The sequence below is a fragment of the Anaerotignum sp. MSJ-24 genome (genome assembly GCF_018918145.1).
Lineage (GTDB): Bacteria > Bacillota > Clostridia > Lachnospirales > Anaerotignaceae > Metalachnospira.
The window spans coordinates 306,823-322,944 of record NZ_JAHLPX010000005.1 but is presented as its reverse complement, the minus strand read 5'-3'; the positions used below and the strand labels follow the sequence as shown (position 1 = coordinate 322,944).

19 protein-coding genes are annotated in these 16,122 nt (G+C 38.2%); 5 read left to right on the top strand and 14 right to left on the bottom strand.

All coding sequences use genetic code 11. The features are described 5' to 3' along the window. Positions 1-40 precede the first annotated feature (40 nt). The 6 genes from KQI66_RS05895 to cls form a co-directional block, all read right to left on the bottom strand. Positions 41-658, bottom strand: a complete 618-nt coding sequence (locus tag KQI66_RS05895; RefSeq protein ID WP_216427749.1) for an MBL fold metallo-hydrolase — start codon at positions 656-658, stop codon at positions 41-43. Then, the gene (locus KQI66_RS05890) at positions 655-2,250 is read right to left on the bottom strand and encodes an NAD(P)/FAD-dependent oxidoreductase (RefSeq protein WP_216427748.1); all 1,596 of its coding nucleotides are present in this window, start codon (positions 2,248-2,250) and stop codon (positions 655-657) included. Before KQI66_RS05890 ends, KQI66_RS05895 begins: the two co-directional genes overlap by 4 nt. Positions 2,251-2,365: 115 nt before the next feature. Continuing rightward, entirely contained in the window at positions 2,366-2,731 is a 366-nt protein-coding gene (locus KQI66_RS05885) for a hypothetical protein (protein WP_216427747.1), read from the bottom strand. 103 nt (positions 2,732-2,834) lie between these two features. Next, the gene (locus tag KQI66_RS05880; RefSeq protein WP_216427746.1) at positions 2,835-3,809 is read right to left on the bottom strand and encodes a DUF2156 domain-containing protein; all 975 of its coding nucleotides are present in this window, start codon (positions 3,807-3,809) and stop codon (positions 2,835-2,837) included. Between the two features lie 20 nt (positions 3,810-3,829). After that, positions 3,830-4,588 carry an acyl-[acyl-carrier-protein] thioesterase gene (locus KQI66_RS05875; RefSeq protein WP_216427745.1) on the bottom strand — a complete coding sequence of 253 codons (759 nt, stop codon included), beginning with the start codon at positions 4,586-4,588 and terminating at the stop codon, positions 3,830-3,832. Between the two features lie 24 nt (positions 4,589-4,612). Then, positions 4,613-6,076, bottom strand: a complete 1,464-nt coding sequence (gene cls / locus KQI66_RS05870; protein WP_253287686.1) for a cardiolipin synthase — start codon at positions 6,074-6,076, stop codon at positions 4,613-4,615. Positions 6,077-6,280: 204 nt separating this feature from the next. On the opposite strand from cls, the gene KQI66_RS05865 reads away from it, so the two are divergent. After that, positions 6,281-6,757, top strand: coding sequence for a hypothetical protein (locus tag KQI66_RS05865; RefSeq protein WP_216427744.1), 477 nt, complete (start codon positions 6,281-6,283; stop codon positions 6,755-6,757). Between the two features lie 36 nt (positions 6,758-6,793). Here KQI66_RS05865 and KQI66_RS05860 read toward each other — a convergent pair whose 3' ends face one another. Further along, positions 6,794-7,315 (bottom strand): DUF6648 family protein, encoded by a 522-nt coding sequence (locus tag KQI66_RS05860; protein WP_216427743.1) that lies wholly within the window; start codon positions 7,313-7,315, stop codon positions 6,794-6,796. 106 nt (positions 7,316-7,421) lie between these two features. Here KQI66_RS05860 and KQI66_RS05855 point away from each other — a divergent pair, with 106 nt between their 5' ends. Continuing rightward, positions 7,422-7,838: a hypothetical protein gene (locus KQI66_RS05855; protein WP_216427742.1), complete on the top strand. Its 417-nt coding sequence runs from the start codon at positions 7,422-7,424 to the stop codon at positions 7,836-7,838. Between the two features lie 3 nt (positions 7,839-7,841). Here KQI66_RS05855 and KQI66_RS05850 read toward each other — a convergent pair whose 3' ends face one another. Further along, the gene (locus KQI66_RS05850) at positions 7,842-8,387 is read right to left on the bottom strand and encodes a DJ-1 family glyoxalase III (protein WP_216427741.1); all 546 of its coding nucleotides are present in this window, start codon (positions 8,385-8,387) and stop codon (positions 7,842-7,844) included. Between the two features lie 138 nt (positions 8,388-8,525). Here KQI66_RS05850 and KQI66_RS05845 point away from each other — a divergent pair, with 138 nt between their 5' ends. From KQI66_RS05845 to KQI66_RS05835, 3 genes are all read left to right on the top strand, one after another. Then, the gene (locus tag KQI66_RS05845; RefSeq protein ID WP_216427740.1) at positions 8,526-8,981 is read left to right on the top strand and encodes a CYTH domain-containing protein; all 456 of its coding nucleotides are present in this window, start codon (positions 8,526-8,528) and stop codon (positions 8,979-8,981) included. Positions 8,982-9,216: 235 nt separating this feature from the next. After that, complete coding sequence (gene spo0A / locus KQI66_RS05840) at positions 9,217-10,020, top strand: sporulation transcription factor Spo0A (protein WP_216427739.1); 804 nt, start codon at positions 9,217-9,219, stop codon at positions 10,018-10,020. 191 nt (positions 10,021-10,211) lie between these two features. Then, positions 10,212-10,661, top strand: coding sequence for a phosphatase PAP2 family protein (locus tag KQI66_RS05835; RefSeq protein WP_216427738.1), 450 nt, complete (start codon positions 10,212-10,214; stop codon positions 10,659-10,661). On the opposite strand, the gene KQI66_RS05830 is transcribed toward KQI66_RS05835, so the two are convergent. Genes KQI66_RS05830 through KQI66_RS05805 form a run of 6 tightly spaced genes read right to left on the bottom strand, consistent with a single transcriptional unit; the run spans position 10,650 to position 16,120 of the window. Then, positions 10,650-11,642 carry an NAD(P)H-dependent glycerol-3-phosphate dehydrogenase gene (locus tag KQI66_RS05830; RefSeq protein WP_216427821.1) on the bottom strand — a complete coding sequence of 331 codons (993 nt, stop codon included), beginning with the start codon at positions 11,640-11,642 and terminating at the stop codon, positions 10,650-10,652. The two genes, KQI66_RS05835 and KQI66_RS05830, sit on opposite strands and share 12 nt — an antisense overlap. A 2-nt stretch (positions 11,643-11,644) precedes the next feature. Continuing rightward, positions 11,645-12,262 carry a glycerol-3-phosphate acyltransferase gene (locus KQI66_RS05825; RefSeq protein WP_216427737.1) on the bottom strand — a complete coding sequence of 206 codons (618 nt, stop codon included), beginning with the start codon at positions 12,260-12,262 and terminating at the stop codon, positions 11,645-11,647. A 1-nt stretch (position 12,263) separates the two neighbouring features. After that, positions 12,264-13,589: a ribosome biogenesis GTPase Der gene (gene der, locus KQI66_RS05820; RefSeq protein WP_216427736.1), complete on the bottom strand. Its 1,326-nt coding sequence runs from the start codon at positions 13,587-13,589 to the stop codon at positions 12,264-12,266. Next, positions 13,590-14,930, bottom strand: a complete 1,341-nt coding sequence (locus KQI66_RS05815; protein ID WP_216427735.1) for a DUF512 domain-containing protein — start codon at positions 14,928-14,930, stop codon at positions 13,590-13,592. A 9-nt stretch (positions 14,931-14,939) separates the two neighbouring features. Continuing rightward, entirely contained in the window at positions 14,940-15,752 is an 813-nt protein-coding gene (gene pgeF / locus KQI66_RS05810) for a peptidoglycan editing factor PgeF (protein WP_216427734.1), read from the bottom strand. Beyond that, positions 15,752-16,120 carry a YraN family protein gene (locus tag KQI66_RS05805; protein WP_216427733.1) on the bottom strand — a complete coding sequence of 123 codons (369 nt, stop codon included), beginning with the start codon at positions 16,118-16,120 and terminating at the stop codon, positions 15,752-15,754. Before KQI66_RS05805 ends, pgeF begins: the two co-directional genes overlap by 1 nt. Positions 16,121-16,122 lie beyond the last annotated feature (2 nt).

Below are 16,122 nucleotides of genomic sequence, written 5' to 3'. Positions count from 1 at the left end.
AAAGCTAAAGCTGTCACATTGTCTGTGGCAGCTTTTTATTTTATCTCATATACATATTTGTTTTTCTTTCTATTTCGAGCGTTGTTGAAGGGCCATGTCCGGAATAAACCTTATAATCACCGTCAAGATTTTTTAAAAGCTTGAGTGATTCGGTCATCTGTTTCCAATCGCCTGTCGGAAAATCGGTTCTTCCGCAGCTTCCCATAAAAAGCGTATCTCCGGAAATCATTGTATCTCCGCATATATAGCAAACACTTCCGCAGGTATGTCCCGGAGTGAATATTACTTTGAACTTCATTTTTCCGAACTCAACCTCTTCTCCGTCCTTAACATATCTGTCGGCAGAATAGCTTTTTGCTGTGCCAATCATTGTTGTAAGGTTTATCGAAGGATTTTCGAGAACAGGCTTTTCGTCCTCTCCGGCAATTACCTCTATTCCGTATTCTTTTTTCAATGCCTCCATAGCTCCGACATGGTCAAAATGTGCATGCGTAAGCATTATTGCAAGCGGCTTAAGGTTATTTGCCTTAATATAGTTAATATACTGTGCTGAACTTCCTTCCGGATCAAAAATAACGCAGTTGTTATCTTCGTCCGAAAGTATATAGCTGTTTGTTTCGCACATTCCGCTCACAAAACTTTTCATATTTTTAATCATATTTTTTCCTCCTGTTTTCTGTTGTTTTCTATCAGCTTTTCTGCCTGTCTTACTCCGTCAACAGCCGCAGAAACTATGCCTCCGGCATATCCTGCACCTTCTCCTGCCGGATAAATTCCTTTGATATTTACACTATAACCTGTTTCTGCATTTCTTGTTATTCTTACAGGTGAAGAGCTTCTTGTTTCAACACCGGTAAGAAGTGCATCTGGATTATCAAAGCCCTTTAGCCTTTTTCCCATATTGGGTATAGCCTCTTTCAATGCCTCGCATATAAAGTCCGGCAATACATTATTCAGATCGGCAAAAACCGTATTCGGTCTGTAAGTATGTTTAACGACACCTTCGGCCTTTGTTATCTGTCCTTTTGCGAAATCCTCATATCTCTGAACAGGTGCATAATAATTTCTTTTGCCGGCTTCAAATGCCTTTTCTTCTATTCTTCTCTGAAACTCAATTCCGGCAAGCGGACTGTCCGAGCCGAAATCTTCCGGATATACCTGCACAAGCAATGCACTGTTTGCGTTTTCGCTGTCACGGGCATATTCACTCATTCCGTTTACAACAAGTCTGCATTCTTCCGATGCTGCCGCAACAACATATCCTCCGGGACACATACAAAACGAATATACTCCTCTGCCCTTCTTTGTCGTATATGTAAGCATATAATCAGCCGCAGGAAGGCTTTCGGCTTTGTCGCCGTATTGTGCATAGTTTATATCAGACTGTTTGTGTTCTATTCTTACTCCGGCGGCAAATGGCTTCTGCTCCAAAAATACATTGTTTTCATAAAGCATTTTGAATGTATCTCTTGCACTGTGGCCTAACGCTATTATAACATTTTCAGTGCTAAGCTTTTCAGCATTATTTATTTCAACTGCCGAAACAGCTCCGTTTTCAACAATTATATCGGTAAGTCTGCTTTCAAATCTGACTTCACCACCAAGCTCAATTATCTTTTCACGGATATTTTTAACAACACCTTTTAGCTTATCCGTACCTATATGTGGCTTTGCATCATATAATATTTCCTCCGGCGCTCCGGCAGCAACAAAGCTTTCCGTAACATAGCTGCATCTGTTGTCCTTAATTCTTGTCGTAAGCTTTCCGTCGGAGAATGTTCCGGCGCCGCCTTCACCAAACTGAACATTGCTTTCCGGATTAAATTTTCCGCCATTCCAAAAGTTTTCCACATCTGCGGTTCTTTCATCAACAGCCTTTCCTCTCTCAAGTATTATCGGTTTCAAGCCTTTCTCGGCAAGCACAAGCCCGGCAAACATTCCGGCAGGGCCAAATCCGACAATAACAGGTCTGTACTTGAGCTCAGTATCATAATCGGGAATACTGTATTTTTTATAGCTTGATATGCTTACATTTTTGAGCTTTTTGTTGTTCAGTATTTTTTTCTCGTCATCAGCGACAATATCCACAGTATATAAATAATGTATATCGTCCTTTTTTCTTGCATCAAGAGATTTTCGTCTTATATACAGCTCTTTTATGCTCTTTTCGGAGATTTTAATATTTTTACATACCGCTTTTTTTATGTCACTGTCGTTTACATTCAATTTAACGTTACTTACACGAATCATGCTTTATCTTTCCTTCTGAAATATATTTAATTCATATTTTCGCATATTCAATCTGAAATTTCAACATAAATATATTAATATTGGGGTGCCGTCAAAAGACACCCCATAACCTCGGTTAATATATTGATTGTGTTTTAGAATATGAACCCATTCCACCATCTGTATACATTTCATCGGTTCCGTTCATTATTCCTGTTCCATGGGCATTGTTTTCCATGCCTATATCACTCATGCCATTCGTACCGGTCATATCATTTATACCGTTTACACTGTTCATGCCCTGTGTATTTATTCCGTTTACACCATTTACACCGTTTATGCCGTCTGTCTCATCTGTCGGTGCATCATTCATTCCGTTTCCGGTATTGTCATAATATTTTGCATTATCGGCGGTATCCATGGCATTGTTTTTGCCCGATGAGCAGCCTGTCATAAAAAATGCTGCCGCTAAAAACATAAGAGGGATATATTTAAAATTCATGTCTTTTTCCTCCTTTATATTTACTGCAACATTATTTTTTGCCTTTACAATAAAAAAATACTGTGCGTATTATGGCACAGCATGAAAAAATTTCTATTTTTTATTAATCCTCCGACATTTCTTCTTTTGTCAGTTTTTCCGGTGATGCAAAATATTTTTTAACCATATATTCGGGGTAATAGCTTCTTTTTGCCTTTCTCATACCTTCAACGCCCATATCTTCTTCTCTGTTGATGTAGGTAACTCCTTCACATTCGTGAAGAACATACTGCTGATTGATTATCGCAAAAAGACCGTTTATCTCTGCATCTGCTTTTTCTATATGGATAAGCTGGACATCTTCTCTTATCCTTTCTCCGATACTGAAGGCTTTTATCTTTCCGTCAATAACTATTGCTCCGCCCGTAAGCCCGAGTGCCTCCATATTTTGAAGTGCAAGTGCAACAGATTTTCTTTCATTGGCAAACTCAACCTCAGAGAGATCTTTGCCTTCCTTCCATTCGTCATATACAGAAATACACTCCTCATACATTGAAGAATTAAGCTTTCTGTATTCATAGTCCGGATAGTTCTCTAAAAATCTGTTTATATGGTTTCTCTTTCCGTGGAGCTTTTTGCCCTTAAGCGTTGCAAGCTTTTCTCTGAGATATACATAATCCCATGAAATATCCGCAGGCTCCATATATATTCCCGGATAAGCCTTTTCGATTATTTCTTTAAACGGCTCCCATATGTTTCTTATCATAAGCGGAAGATTTTTTCTTCTGAGATAATCATAAACATTATCCATAAGCTTTTTATAATCAAAATCAGAGCCGTATCTCGGTATCGGCGGCCAGAAAAACTCGGGAACTGTCTGGAAATTAAGCTTTATATAAAGCACATCTTCATATATAGTATACTGGAATTTTCCGTCTGCTCCCCATATAAACATATTTGCAAAGGACAAATCCGAGCAATCCAGCTTCCAAGGCTTTGTAAAGCTGTCAATAAGCGGTTTATCCTTAATTTCAAAATTTTTAAAATCCGATAATACTGTTTTATTTTCTGTTATCGGACTCATACACTGAAGTCCCATAATTCCTCCTTTTACGGAAATCAATTTTTGCGGTGCCATACAAGGGCAATTTTACATAAAGGCTTTCCGTTTACATCATTCACAGACGAAATTGTCTGTTTTTTGTTATCATCATAATCTGTTATATATGTTTTTACAGTAACATTGTCACCATATCTGCATTCCTTGCGGTAAAGAACACGTATCTCCTCTGCCATATATCCGGAATAAATATCATCGGGTATATTATCACATGCCCATTGTACATAGCAAACATTATTAACATGTCCGTTTGTATCGGTTTCACTTCTTCTTATTTCGATATTTTTCTCAGATATAAGCATTTCCTCTTTTTCTTTGGGAAGTGCAAAGTTTCCGGGATCAAACGGAGCCTCCTTATCGCACGTATATACCTCATACATTTCTTCGGTAAATCTGGTCGGATGGCGTTTTGCAAGATCAAGGAATGCCCAACGAGATGCAGCCTCGGAATAAACCTTGCCGTTTTCATCTTCCATTGTAAAATATCTCGTTGCCTGAAGAGAATTGCCCTTCTTCGCCCATGTTGATATTTTTATATTATCCGTAAATTTCGGATACTCATACATTTTTATAAACCAGTTGAGCACAACCCAGCCTCTTTGTTCTTTAGCAAGCCACTCAAAAGTATAGCCTACGCTTTCGGAATGGTCAATAGCCGTTTCCATATAATACTTTACAATATTCTGTATACTCATAACCGCATTCATATCGGTATCATGCGAATGCACATAAAATACGTCTTCAAAAGGTTTTTCCATATGTTTTCTCCTATTCTGTAAAAATTAAAGCATAGGTGATATAAGTCTTGATACAGCCTCTCGTATTTTGAACCAAGCCGATCTCTTTGAATACCACTCTTTAGTTATTTCCGTTGAATCCTCAATATCTCTCATAAACTGTGCCTGATGCTCTTCGGTTAACTTTCTGTCATATATAAATGCGTTTACCTCGAAATTGAGAGCAAAACTACGTATATCCATATTTGCCGTACCGACAGACGTAACAAAGCCGTCAACATACATGGTTTTGCTGTGAACGAAGCCTTTATTGTACTGATAGCATTTGACTCCGGCGTCCAGAAGCTCGCCTAAATATGACATACTCGCCCAATAAACAAACGGGTGATCAGGATTCGCCGGTATAATTATTCTTACATCAATTCCGGAAAGTGCCGCAACCTTAAGTGCCGAAAAAATACCGTCGTCCGGAACAAAATAAGGCGTTGTTATATATACGTTTGTTTCCGCCTCGTTTATCATCTTGAAATAGCCGTTCCGTATATTTTCTTCCTTTGTGTCCGGGCCGCTTGAAACAATCTGCATTTTCGCATTACCTCTTGATTCCTTTGCCGGAAAATATTTATCGGAAAGCTTTATTTCGTTATCGCATACAAAATTCCAGTCCATTATAAATCTGAGCTGAAGCTGATCAACCGCATCTCCGACAATTCTTATATGTGTATCTCTCCAAGGTCCGTATCTTTTAATCCTTCCAAGATATTCGTCACCAATATTAAGACCGCCTACATAACCTATCTTTCCGTCAATTACGGATATTTTTCTGTGGTCACGGTAATTGATTCTTGTTATAAGCGGAGGAAGGAATACTCCGACCTTTCCGCCTGCCTTTTTATATTCCGCAAACATTTTTTTCGGGAGTGTGTGATTTCCTATTCCGTCAAACAGCAATCTTACCTCAACGCCTTCGGCGGCTTTTTTAGTAAGCTCCGAAACTATTTTGTTTCCGAGTCCGTCATTTCGCAATATATAGTATTCCATATGAACATATTCTTTTGCATTTCTTATATCGTTTATCAGATCCTCATATTTTGAATTACCTTCGTAATATGATTTGACCTCGTTATCATATGTAATACAGTTTCCGGAATTTATATGCAGATAGGCAAGGTCATCATGGTGTTTCGCATCAATAATATCTATTCTGCCCTCTATTGCCTGTTTTTGTGCACGTATCATAGTGCTGTATTTTTCCATTCTGTGCAGATAGCTGACATATGTATTCACATCATGCTCAGCCTTTCTTTTGAACATTTTCTCTTTTTTACCTTCTTTTCCGAAAATGCAGTAAAAAATAAACCCTATAACAGGGACAAAAAATATAACTGTAAGCCAAGCCCATGTGCTTGAAGGGTTTCTGCGTTCAAAAAACACCGTAATTCCGGCTAAAACAATGTTTGCAACAAACAAAAGTATTACAATAATCTGTATAATATCCGATATCGACAAAATAACGCCTCCTTACCTATCTATCGTCCTTGCAATTTTATTAGAGTTATATTATACTATATTATTATATAGTTTGCAAAAAATCAGCAAAAAATTTGTACCGACTTTTAAATTTACTATTTCATTATTTTAGGATAAATGATAGAATGTAGAGTACATTAAATTTCGGTCTGTAAAAAGATACTAAGAGGGGGATATTTTAAAGTGAATTTAAGTGTAAGCGATATATTTATAATCGTTATTGTTGTGGTTGCTATTGCTATTGCAATTCTTTATACAGTAAGCCGCAAAAACTACAAAAAAGTAATCGAAGCAGAGGATTTTATCGCAGCAAACAAACAAACTGCTTCAATATTTGTTATTGATAAGAAAAATGCTAAACCTACTGAAAAGGATTTAGGCAAAAATGTATTTTCACAGCTTGACAGCAAATCAAAAAACCGTAAGCTCTGCATGATCAAAGCTAAGGTAGGGCCTCAGATTGTTACTCTTATAAGCGATAAAAATGTATTTGATGTATTGGTTCCCAAAAAAACTTATAAGGTTGAGCTCAGCGGACTTTATATTGTCGGTATTGTCGGTATGAATCTTGCAAACAAGAAAAAGAAAACTATCAGAGAAAAGTTAACTGTTTTCTCAAAAGAAAATTCTAAAGACGTAGCTAAAAAAATAGTAAAATAAAAGAAATGACCGCATATAAAATATGCGGTCATTTCTTTAGTACCTTTGGTTTATATATCCGTCTATTAAGGATTTTCTGCTGCCTTCCGAAAAAACGCCTTCTTCCTTAAGGCTGTTCAATATCTGCTCATTTGTTGAATGCAGTATCATGTTGTAATCGGTAAGTATTATTTCAAAAAGCCTTCCTCTAAGCTCCTTTGAACGTACCTTAACAAAATATGCCTCAACACCCTTATAATCTATCATCTGGAGTACCTTCATTGTTGCCCTGTCCTTACGGCTGTAAAAATAATTACAGCTGTCGAGATATTCCTTCTTTTCGTCATATCCGAGATCTTTTATAGTGCTTGCCTGCTTTTTCTCCTTCGCTCTTGCATTGTAATACTGATAGTTAAAAAGTCCCTTAAGAACCGTATCTATATTTTTAAACGGCTTTATATCATTGTATACAACCGCCTCATAATTTGCCTGCAAATATTCTCTTTTTGTCATATCGCCCTTAACAAACTGGTCAATAAGACTTTGTCTGTATCGGAAATACTTTTCTATGCCGTTCATAACTACACACCCATCGATCAAGACCATATATTACTTATGGAACTTGATTTTTTATTTGATATAATAATTATATATTTTTTAAACATATTTATCAAGGAGTCAATATATGTACGGCAAAAATCATCCAAAAACCTTTCTTTCTGTATATCGGCAAAATATAGCTCCACGCATTTCGGAGCTTGATATATTTCTTAAAACCGAAGAAGAACCGTATGATATATCAGATACCGCACGGCTTCTTAATATAACGAATGGTGAAATAAATACTATAATGTCTGTACATAATATTGAGGAAATAAACCGAAGTACGTTTCCCGTTATAATGAAAAACTGTCCGGACGAATTTTGCCGTATGTTTAAAAGAATGCTTGAATGCGGCATTCCCGGCAAATATTTTCCCGAACAGATTTCATATATTTACAATATTGATATTGAAAAGGTTTCCGATGCTTTCAAAAAACTGAATATTTCCTTTATACCTGCTAACAGGCTCGAAGAATTATTCGAAAACATAATTCTCTGATTTTCAGGCAAGTATGCTTTCTTTTACCTGATTTGATATTTCTTCGGAGGCAAGTATTTTTATTATTTCAAGAGCAAAATCAATGGCTGTTCCTACGCCCTGTGATGTAACAATGTTTCCGTCAACGCAGACTTTGTCATCGGAAACCTCTGCTCCCGTCAACGCTCCTGTACACGAAGGATAACAGGTTGCCTTTCTGCCTTCAAGAAGTCCCATTTTTCCGAGTATCATCGGTGCGGCACAGATTGCACAGATAAGCTTATTATTTTCATAAGCAGACTGTATTATTTTCTTCATTGTATCACATGTCATAAGGTTATCAACGCCGGGCTGACCACCGGGAAGTACAATAGCGTCAGCCTCATTGAGAGTTATCTCATCAATCTTAATATCGGCCGTAACAGGAATTTTGTGTGCTCCGGTAACTATATTACTTGTGGAAACAGACACCGTAATCGCCTCTATTCCGCCTCTTCTCAGAAGGTCAACTGTTGTAAGTGCCTCAACCTCTTCAAAGCCATATGCTAAAAATAAATAAACCTTTTTCATATGAAATACCTCCTTTAATAATGTCCGCATTGTTTTAATTATTATACAATAAATTTAAGTATATAACAACATTAATGTAAAATCATTCCATTGAATTCAATCAATTATTTCATTATAATTACCGTAAGGAGTGATATTATGGAAATTGAACGAAAATTTCTTGTTGCCGAAATACCTGAAAATTTAGACCGTTATCCTCATAATGAAATAGAACAGGCCTATATAAGCACCAGTCCTACAATACGCATACGCAAAAGCGATTCCGATTATATACTTACCGTAAAAGGTAAAGGTGCTGTTGCAAGAGAAGAATTTGAGCTTTCAATTACCGAAGAGCAATACAAAAATCTTTCCGAAAAGGTCGAAACAAGGTTTGTTTCAAAGACAAGATATATAATTCCCATAGACGGCGGACTTAATGCCGAGCTTGATATTTACCACCTTTATCTTGACGGACTTTTAACCGTTGAGGTTGAATTTCCCGATATGGCCGAATGTATGTCTTTTGTTCCTCCGAAATGGTTCGGAAAGGACATATCCGATGATAAACGATATAAAAACACTGCCCTTTCATTGTTTGGAAAACCCGAATAAATTGTACGCCATGCCGATATTATAAAGCATGGTGTATTTTTTTACTGCATTTTAGTGCAATTTTCCATCTTTTGTCATTTTCATGTTATTTTTATCGATATTTTTTGCACGTTTTTTCATTTAAAATATTGCAATCTGTTTATCTTTCCATTATAATGATTTTAGATGTAATTTATTTACATATTTTCTAATATTTTACATAAACCAAATAACTTAAATCACAGGAGGGATTATTTTGAGTCAAAATAAGATACGAGTAATACTGGCAGATGATAATAAGGATTTTTGCGATGTTGTAAGTTCATACTTAAACAAACAGGAAGACATAAGTGTTGTCGGAATTGCGTACGACGGCATTGATACCTTCAACAAAATAAGAGAATTAAAACCGGATATTGCTATCATAGACAGCATTATGCCAAGACTCGACGGCCTTGGTGTTCTCGAAAAATTACAGAAACATTCGGATATTTCACAGAAACCAATCTGTATAATGCTTTCAGCCATAAATCAGGAAAAAATAACACAGAGAGCAATCGAACTCGGTGCAGAATATTATATAGTAAAGCCCTTCGACATGGACGCACTTGTTCTAAGAATAAGACAGCTTAAATATACAAAAACAGGTGAAAAATCAGACGGCAAGGCGCTTGTGGTCGGAAGCACCTCCGAAAAAGCCGCCGCATATGACCTTGAGGCAAAGGTAACCGGAATATTGCATGAAATAGGCGTTCCCGCACATATAAGAGGTTATCATTATATGCGAGAGGCAATAATAATGTCGGTCAATGACATGGATGTACTCAACTACATAACAAAGGAGCTTTATCCTGCCATTGCCAAGAAATGCAACACAACTCCGAGTCGCGTTGAAAGAGCAATCCGACACGCCATAGAAGTTGCATGGAGCAGAGGAAAAATAGACGCAATAGATGAGCTTTTCGGTTATACGGTAAACAACCATAAGGGTAAACCGACAAACAGTGAATTTATAGCACTGATTGCCGACAGACTAAGACTTGAACAAAAAGCAAGCTGATAACTTTGCCCTCTTTAAATATCTCCTTTTGCCTCACAGTGGTCAAACATTGTGGGGCTTTTATATTTTTATAAGCATTTAAAAACCTCACAGAATATGCTATCATAATAAACATATCTGTGAGGTGAATTTATTTGGATAAGTTAATTTTATTTGACACAAACCTGTATATGAAAATACATAATTTCGTTATGAAACATAAAAAGCTCCATAAGCCCGTAATATTTTTGAACGATAAAGCTCCTAAGGTTATGATGGTTTTGTTCTACGGTCTTATGCCTATACTTGTCGTAATGCGTGACATAAGAGTTATAGCCTTTGCCGCCTGTCCGCTTATCGAGCTTACTCTTGTAACTAAATTCAGAGATAAGGTCGACCGTCCAAGACCGTTTGATGTTCTCGATGTAACGCCGCTTGAAAGCCATTCCAGCGGACATAGCTTTCCCAGTCTGCATTGTTCAAGCTCCTTCGTTATAACAACATCTTTATTTTATATTAATCCCTATTTAGGCATTATCGGTCTTATTGTATCAATAGTCGTTGCCATAACAAGGCTTCTTGTCGGCGTACACTATCCGCTTGACGTGCTTACCGGAATACTTATCGGTCTTGCCTTTGGTATACCGTATTTATTTCTCTGATATTTTATCTCTCATCATAAGATCATAAACAACGTGTCTTACGTCCTTGCCATTGAATAATACGCCTGTAATCGCTTCGGTTATGGGCATGCTTACATTAAGCTTTCTGGCAAGCTCCGATGCCGCCTGTGCGGTATTGACACCTTCAACAACCATATGCACCGCATCAAGCGTTTCCTGAAGGCTCTTTCCTTCACCTATCATAATACCTGCTCTTCTGTTTCTTGAGTGCATACTTGTACATGTAACGATAAGATCTCCCATTCCCGAAAGACCGTAGAAGGTTTCTCTTCTTCCGCCCATAGCCATACCGAGTCTTGTTATTTCAGCCATACCTCTCGTCATAAGAGCAGCCTTTGTGTTGTCACCATAGCCAAGACCATCGGACATACCTGCCGCAAGAGCAATTATGTTCTTCATGGCAGCTCCTATTTCAACGCCGATAACATCTGTATTTGTGTAAAGTCTGAATACAGGATTTGAAAATTCATGCTGTATCATCTTTGCAATTTCTTCATTCTCACTTGCAATAACAGCGGCAGTCGGTATTCCTCTGCCGACCTCTTCCGCATGGCTCGGTCCCGAAAGAACGGCCACTTCGCACTGAGGTACACATTCCTTTATAACCTCAGCAAGTGTTTTAAGGCTTCCGTCCTCAAGTCCCTTCGCAACATTTACGATAATCTGCTTTTCATTGAAATACGGAGCAAATTTCATTATATTAAGTCTTACAAATTTTGAAGGAACAGCCGCAATTACTATTTCGGCGTCCTTTACAGCCTCTTCGGGTGATGTAACAATTTTTATTTCTTTTCTTATCGGTACTCCGGGAAGAAATTCCTTATGCTCTCCGTCCTCACGAATTCTTCTTGCCTCTTCTTCCTTCCATGACCATATAGTTAAATCATGTCCATATTTATCAAGCATTACAGCAAGCGCAGTGCCCCAGCTTCCGCTTCCGATAACAGAAATTTTCATAATTCTTACCTCTCCTTCTTTTTAGGCTTAAGCTTTCCTATAATATCAAATCTGCTTTCAGTTCCGTTCAACAGACGTTTTATGTTCGCTCTGTGCTGGAATATTGCCAGACACATAAGTGCTATCGTCACCCATACCGCTTCCGAAGGGTAACCCCAAATATGTAAAAATATCGGTATAAGTACAGACAATATCAATGATGTAACCGAAACATAGCCCGAAAGCAATATAAGAAGTGCAATAATAAATATAATAAGTGCAGGGAACGGCCATGTGGCAAAGGTCATTCCGACCATTGCCGCTATTCCCTTACCACCCTTAAATTTATGGAAAAACGGAAAATCATGTCCGAGTATTGCTCCGGCAGAACCGTAGAATCCGGCAACTATCGGATCAGCCTTAAATATCGCCTTACAGATAAGAAACGCAACAAGCGATTTTGCCACATCGCACCAGAATGTAAAGAGTCCGACCTTTGCTCCGAGTGCTCTTACCGTATTTGTTGTTCCGAGATTTCCACTGCCGACCTTGCTTATATCGACATGATATGCCTTACCGACAAAGTAGGCAGTCTGTATACAGCCTATAAAATAACCTATTACAAGGCATACTATTCTGAACATATCAATCCTTATCTCCCTTTTGTCTTACTACAAAATGAATCGGTGTTCCCTTGAATCCGAAATTCTGTCTAAGCTGATTTTCGATATATCTTCTGTATGAGAAATGCAGAAGCTCTCTGTCGTTTACAAAAATAACAAATGTAGGCGGCTTTACTCCGACCTGTGTCATATAATAAATCTTAAGCTGTCTGCCCTTTTCTGCCGGCGGCTGCTGCATAGCCATTGCCTCTACAAGCACATCATTTAGTACACCTGTCGATACACGGAGATTGTTGTTTGCATAAACCTCCTTAACTGTATCAAGCATCTTGATTACACGCTGTCCGGTAAGTGCGGAAATAAACACTCTCGGAGCGTATGCCATATATGAAAGATCATTGGCAATGTCCTTAAGGAATTTATTCATTGTTTTATCGTCTTTTTCGATAGCGTCCCATTTATTTACCGCAATAATTGCAGCTTTTCCTCTTTCATGGGCAATTCCGGCTATCTTTGCGTCCTGGTCGGAAATGCCTTCCTGTGCGTCAATAACAAGAACGGCAACGTCACAACGCTCTACTGCCGCAACGGCTCGTATAATACTGTATTTTTCAATATCTTCTTTTATTTTGCTCTTTCTTCTCATTCCGGCGGTGTCAATAAGAACATATTTCTGTCCGTCGTATTCAAAAGGCGTATCTATCGCATCTCTTGTTGTGCCGGGAATATTGCTTACAATAAGACGCTCTTCGCCGAGCATTCTGTTTATAAGAGATGATTTTCCTACATTGGGCTTACCGATAAGAGCAACCTTGATTACCTCTTCGTCCTCAACATTTTCGCTTCCGTCCGGGAACTGACTGCATACGGCATCAAGCATATCACCGAGTCCCAATGCCTGTCCGGCTGATATAGGATATACCTCGCCTATGCCTAAGCTATAAAACTCATATACATCAAGGTTTTCCTTACGCATATCGTCAACCTTGTTTACAGCAAGCACAACAGGCTTCTTTGTTCTTCTGAGCATATTGGCAACCTGTGAGTCTGCCTCTGTAACACCCTGTTTAACGTCTGTAACGAATATAATTACATCTGCCGTATCAATGGCAATCTGTGCCTGAACAAGTATCTGTCTTAAAATAATATCCTCTGTGTCCGGCTCCATACCGCCTGTGTCAATAAGCGTAAATTTATAATTAAGCCAGTCAATATCAGCATATATTCTGTCTCTTGTAACGCCGGGAGTATCCTGTACAATGGATATTCTTTCTCCAGCAAGTCTGTTAAAAAGTGTAGACTTACCTACATTAGGTCTGCCTACAACCGCAACTATCGGTCTGCTCATTTATTTATCCTCCAAATTCATCAATTTGCCAACAAGGCTTGCCGCCGAATTAAGTGCAATTCTTATAGGCACGCCAAGCGCTTTTTCTATATCCTCCAAATATATATCATCAAGAAGCACCGTTTCGCCATTTCTCAGAAGTGTATCCGGCAGAACAAGATATTCTCCAAGCTCCTTATCCCTAAGCTGGTCTATTATATCGTGTCCCGTAAGAAGTCCGGCAACGGTAATCATTTCTCCGAAGAAATTGTTTTTTATGCAATATACATTTATTGTTGTATTCTCACATTTTTCCGAAATTTTATCGCAGACTTCCTTTATAAGTCCGTAAGCCGCAACGCCTGTCGCAACCGACACAGTCCTTTTTCTGTCCGTCCGCTCCTTTATATCCGGAAGCATATCATAAAATTCACTCTTAAAAAGCGAAAGCATTCCGACACCGTTCTCAAACTGCGGAAAATCCTCATAATTCTCCGGCTGGGGTATCTCTCTTTCTGCCTTAAGATAAAATTCATCAGCGGCATATATTATCCTTGAACCGTATTTTTCAAGATTTTTCTTCTGCCAGCCTTCTATCTGGTCAAGAACCTTTTCCGCATCTTCCTTTGTGAAAGGCTCCTGCTCATATAAGCCTTCCCTATATTTCGTAAGTCCGACAGGCACTATCGACATGCTTTCTGCCTGAGGGAATAACTTTACAACATCACCTATGGTTCTGTCAAGCTCTTTGCCGTCATTAACATTCTTGCAGAGAACCACCTGCAAATGCAGCTCTATTCCTGCGGCGGCAAGCTTTTTCATTCTCTCCATTATGTTTCCGGCTTTATTGTTATGGAGCATCATTTTTCTGAGCTCCGGATTTGTTGTGTGAACGGAAATATTTATCGGCGACAAATGATAATATATTATTCTGTCTATATCGCTTTCCTTCATATTCGTAAGCGTAACATAGTTGCCCTGAAGGAATGAAAGTCTTGTATCGTCATCTTTGAAATAGAGCGTTTCTCGCATACCCTTCGGCAACTGGTCGATAAAGCAGAATATACATTTATTACGACAGCTTCTTGCGTCGTCCATAAGTCCGCTCTCGAACACAATGCCTATATCCTCATCATAGTCCTTTTCAACCTCGGCAATATATTCCTCACCGTTGCTGTCCACAAGAACCATTTCCAGATAATCGTCATTTATCATATAACGGTAGTCGAATACGTCCTTTATTTCCTTATCATTTATAGAAATAAGTACATCGCCCGGTTCTATTCCTATCTCTTCGGCTATACTTCCCTTTTCAACACTGATTATAACATTTTCTTTTTTGCCTGTGTTTAAATTTTCCACACTAAATCCTCATTTCAAAAAAAGGAATGCACCCATTGTGCCTCGTTTTTCTCCCATAACACGATGTGAATAGAAGGTTTCCGGGTGGCACTTTGTGCATATTCCGCCGATCTCTATATTATCAGCTTTTACTCCCTTTTCAAGCAGTATTTCTTTATTTATTCCCCAAAGGTCAATTTTATATTTTCCTTCGCAAAGCTTATCGTTTACAATATATTTATCAGCAAATTTATATTTTTCCATGAATATGTCCACAACAGGCTTATCCACCTGGAAACAGCATATTCCTATGGACGGACCTATGCCGGCCTTTATATTCTCCGGCTTTGTTCCGAACTCGTCCTTCATTCTGTCAACCATGGCCGCAGCCATACCGTCGGCAGTTCCTCTCCAACCGGAATGCGCCATGCCGATTGCCTTATTTTCGGTATCTACAAAAAACAACGGAACACAGTCTGCATGGAATGTAACAAGAACAATACCCTTTTTATTTGTAACAAAAGCGTCTGCCTCTATTCTGTTAATATCCTTTCTGAATCCCATGCCTTTAATGCTTTCATCGGCTGTTATTATTTTTGTCGAATGCACCTGCTTAAGTGTTACGCAATTCTCTTTTTTAACGCCCAATGTATTGCATACTATATCAAAGTTTTTATCAACATTTTCCGGTTCATCGCCTCTTGAAAAGCCGAGATTAAGCGACTCAAGATAACCGGTGCTTACGCCGCCATGTCTTGATGTAAAGCAATGTCCGATAAAATCTATTTTTTCCAAACTCTCAAATGTATAATATTTAAAATTGCCATCTATATTTAATTTCATTATTCTCTCCATTCAAACGCATTTTCAGTATAACGGATATAATAAACACCGTCTTTATTTATAATCTCAGCAACATCAAATCTCATATTTATATCATCATTATTATATTTTTCCTGCACATACCGCAATGCGGCTTTGCATATACGGCGTTGTTTATTTTTATTTACCGCCTCATAAGGATAACCGAAGTCAGTTCCGTTTCTGAACTTTACCTCGATAAATACAAGTGCTTTTCCGTCTTCGGCTATTATATCTATTTCTCCATAGCCTGTCGAATAATTTCTGTCAAGTATATTATAATTTTTATTTTTTACAAGCCATTTAACGGCTATATCTTCACCTATGTTTCCAATACTGCGTTTATTCATAA

Excerpts from the sequence above, each read along its gene's own strand:
- KQI66_RS05880 (WP_216427746.1), bottom strand. The coding sequence starts at position 3,809 with ATGGGACTTCAGTGTATGAGTCCGATAACAGAAAATAAAACAGTATTA.
- KQI66_RS05845 (WP_216427740.1), top strand. The coding sequence starts at position 8,526 with ATGGAAATTGAACGAAAATTTCTTGTTGCCGAAATACCTGAAAATTTA.
- KQI66_RS05850 (WP_216427741.1), bottom strand. The coding sequence starts at position 8,387 with ATGAAAAAGGTTTATTTATTTTTAGCATATGGCTTTGAAGAGGTTGAG.
- KQI66_RS05825 (WP_216427737.1), bottom strand. The coding sequence starts at position 12,262 with ATGTTCAGAATAGTATGCCTTGTAATAGGTTATTTTATAGGCTGTATA.
- KQI66_RS05805 (WP_216427733.1), bottom strand. The coding sequence starts at position 16,120 with ATGAATAAACGCAGTATTGGAAACATAGGTGAAGATATAGCCGTTAAA.
- KQI66_RS05885 (WP_216427747.1), bottom strand. The coding sequence starts at position 2,731 with ATGAATTTTAAATATATCCCTCTTATGTTTTTAGCGGCAGCATTTTTT.
- der (WP_216427736.1), bottom strand. The coding sequence starts at position 13,589 with ATGAGCAGACCGATAGTTGCGGTTGTAGGCAGACCTAATGTAGGTAAG.
- KQI66_RS05875 (WP_216427745.1), bottom strand. The coding sequence starts at position 4,588 with ATGGAAAAACCTTTTGAAGACGTATTTTATGTGCATTCGCATGATACC.
- KQI66_RS05860 (WP_216427743.1), bottom strand. The coding sequence starts at position 7,315 with ATGAACGGCATAGAAAAGTATTTCCGATACAGACAAAGTCTTATTGAC.
- KQI66_RS05855 (WP_216427742.1), top strand. The coding sequence starts at position 7,422 with ATGTACGGCAAAAATCATCCAAAAACCTTTCTTTCTGTATATCGGCAA.
- KQI66_RS05895 (WP_216427749.1), bottom strand. The coding sequence starts at position 658 with ATGATTAAAAATATGAAAAGTTTTGTGAGCGGAATGTGCGAAACAAAC.
- KQI66_RS05835 (WP_216427738.1), top strand. The coding sequence starts at position 10,212 with ATGAAACATAAAAAGCTCCATAAGCCCGTAATATTTTTGAACGATAAA.
- pgeF (WP_216427734.1), bottom strand. The coding sequence starts at position 15,752 with ATGAAATTAAATATAGATGGCAATTTTAAATATTATACATTTGAGAGT.
- KQI66_RS05890 (WP_216427748.1), bottom strand. The coding sequence starts at position 2,250 with ATGATTCGTGTAAGTAACGTTAAATTGAATGTAAACGACAGTGACATA.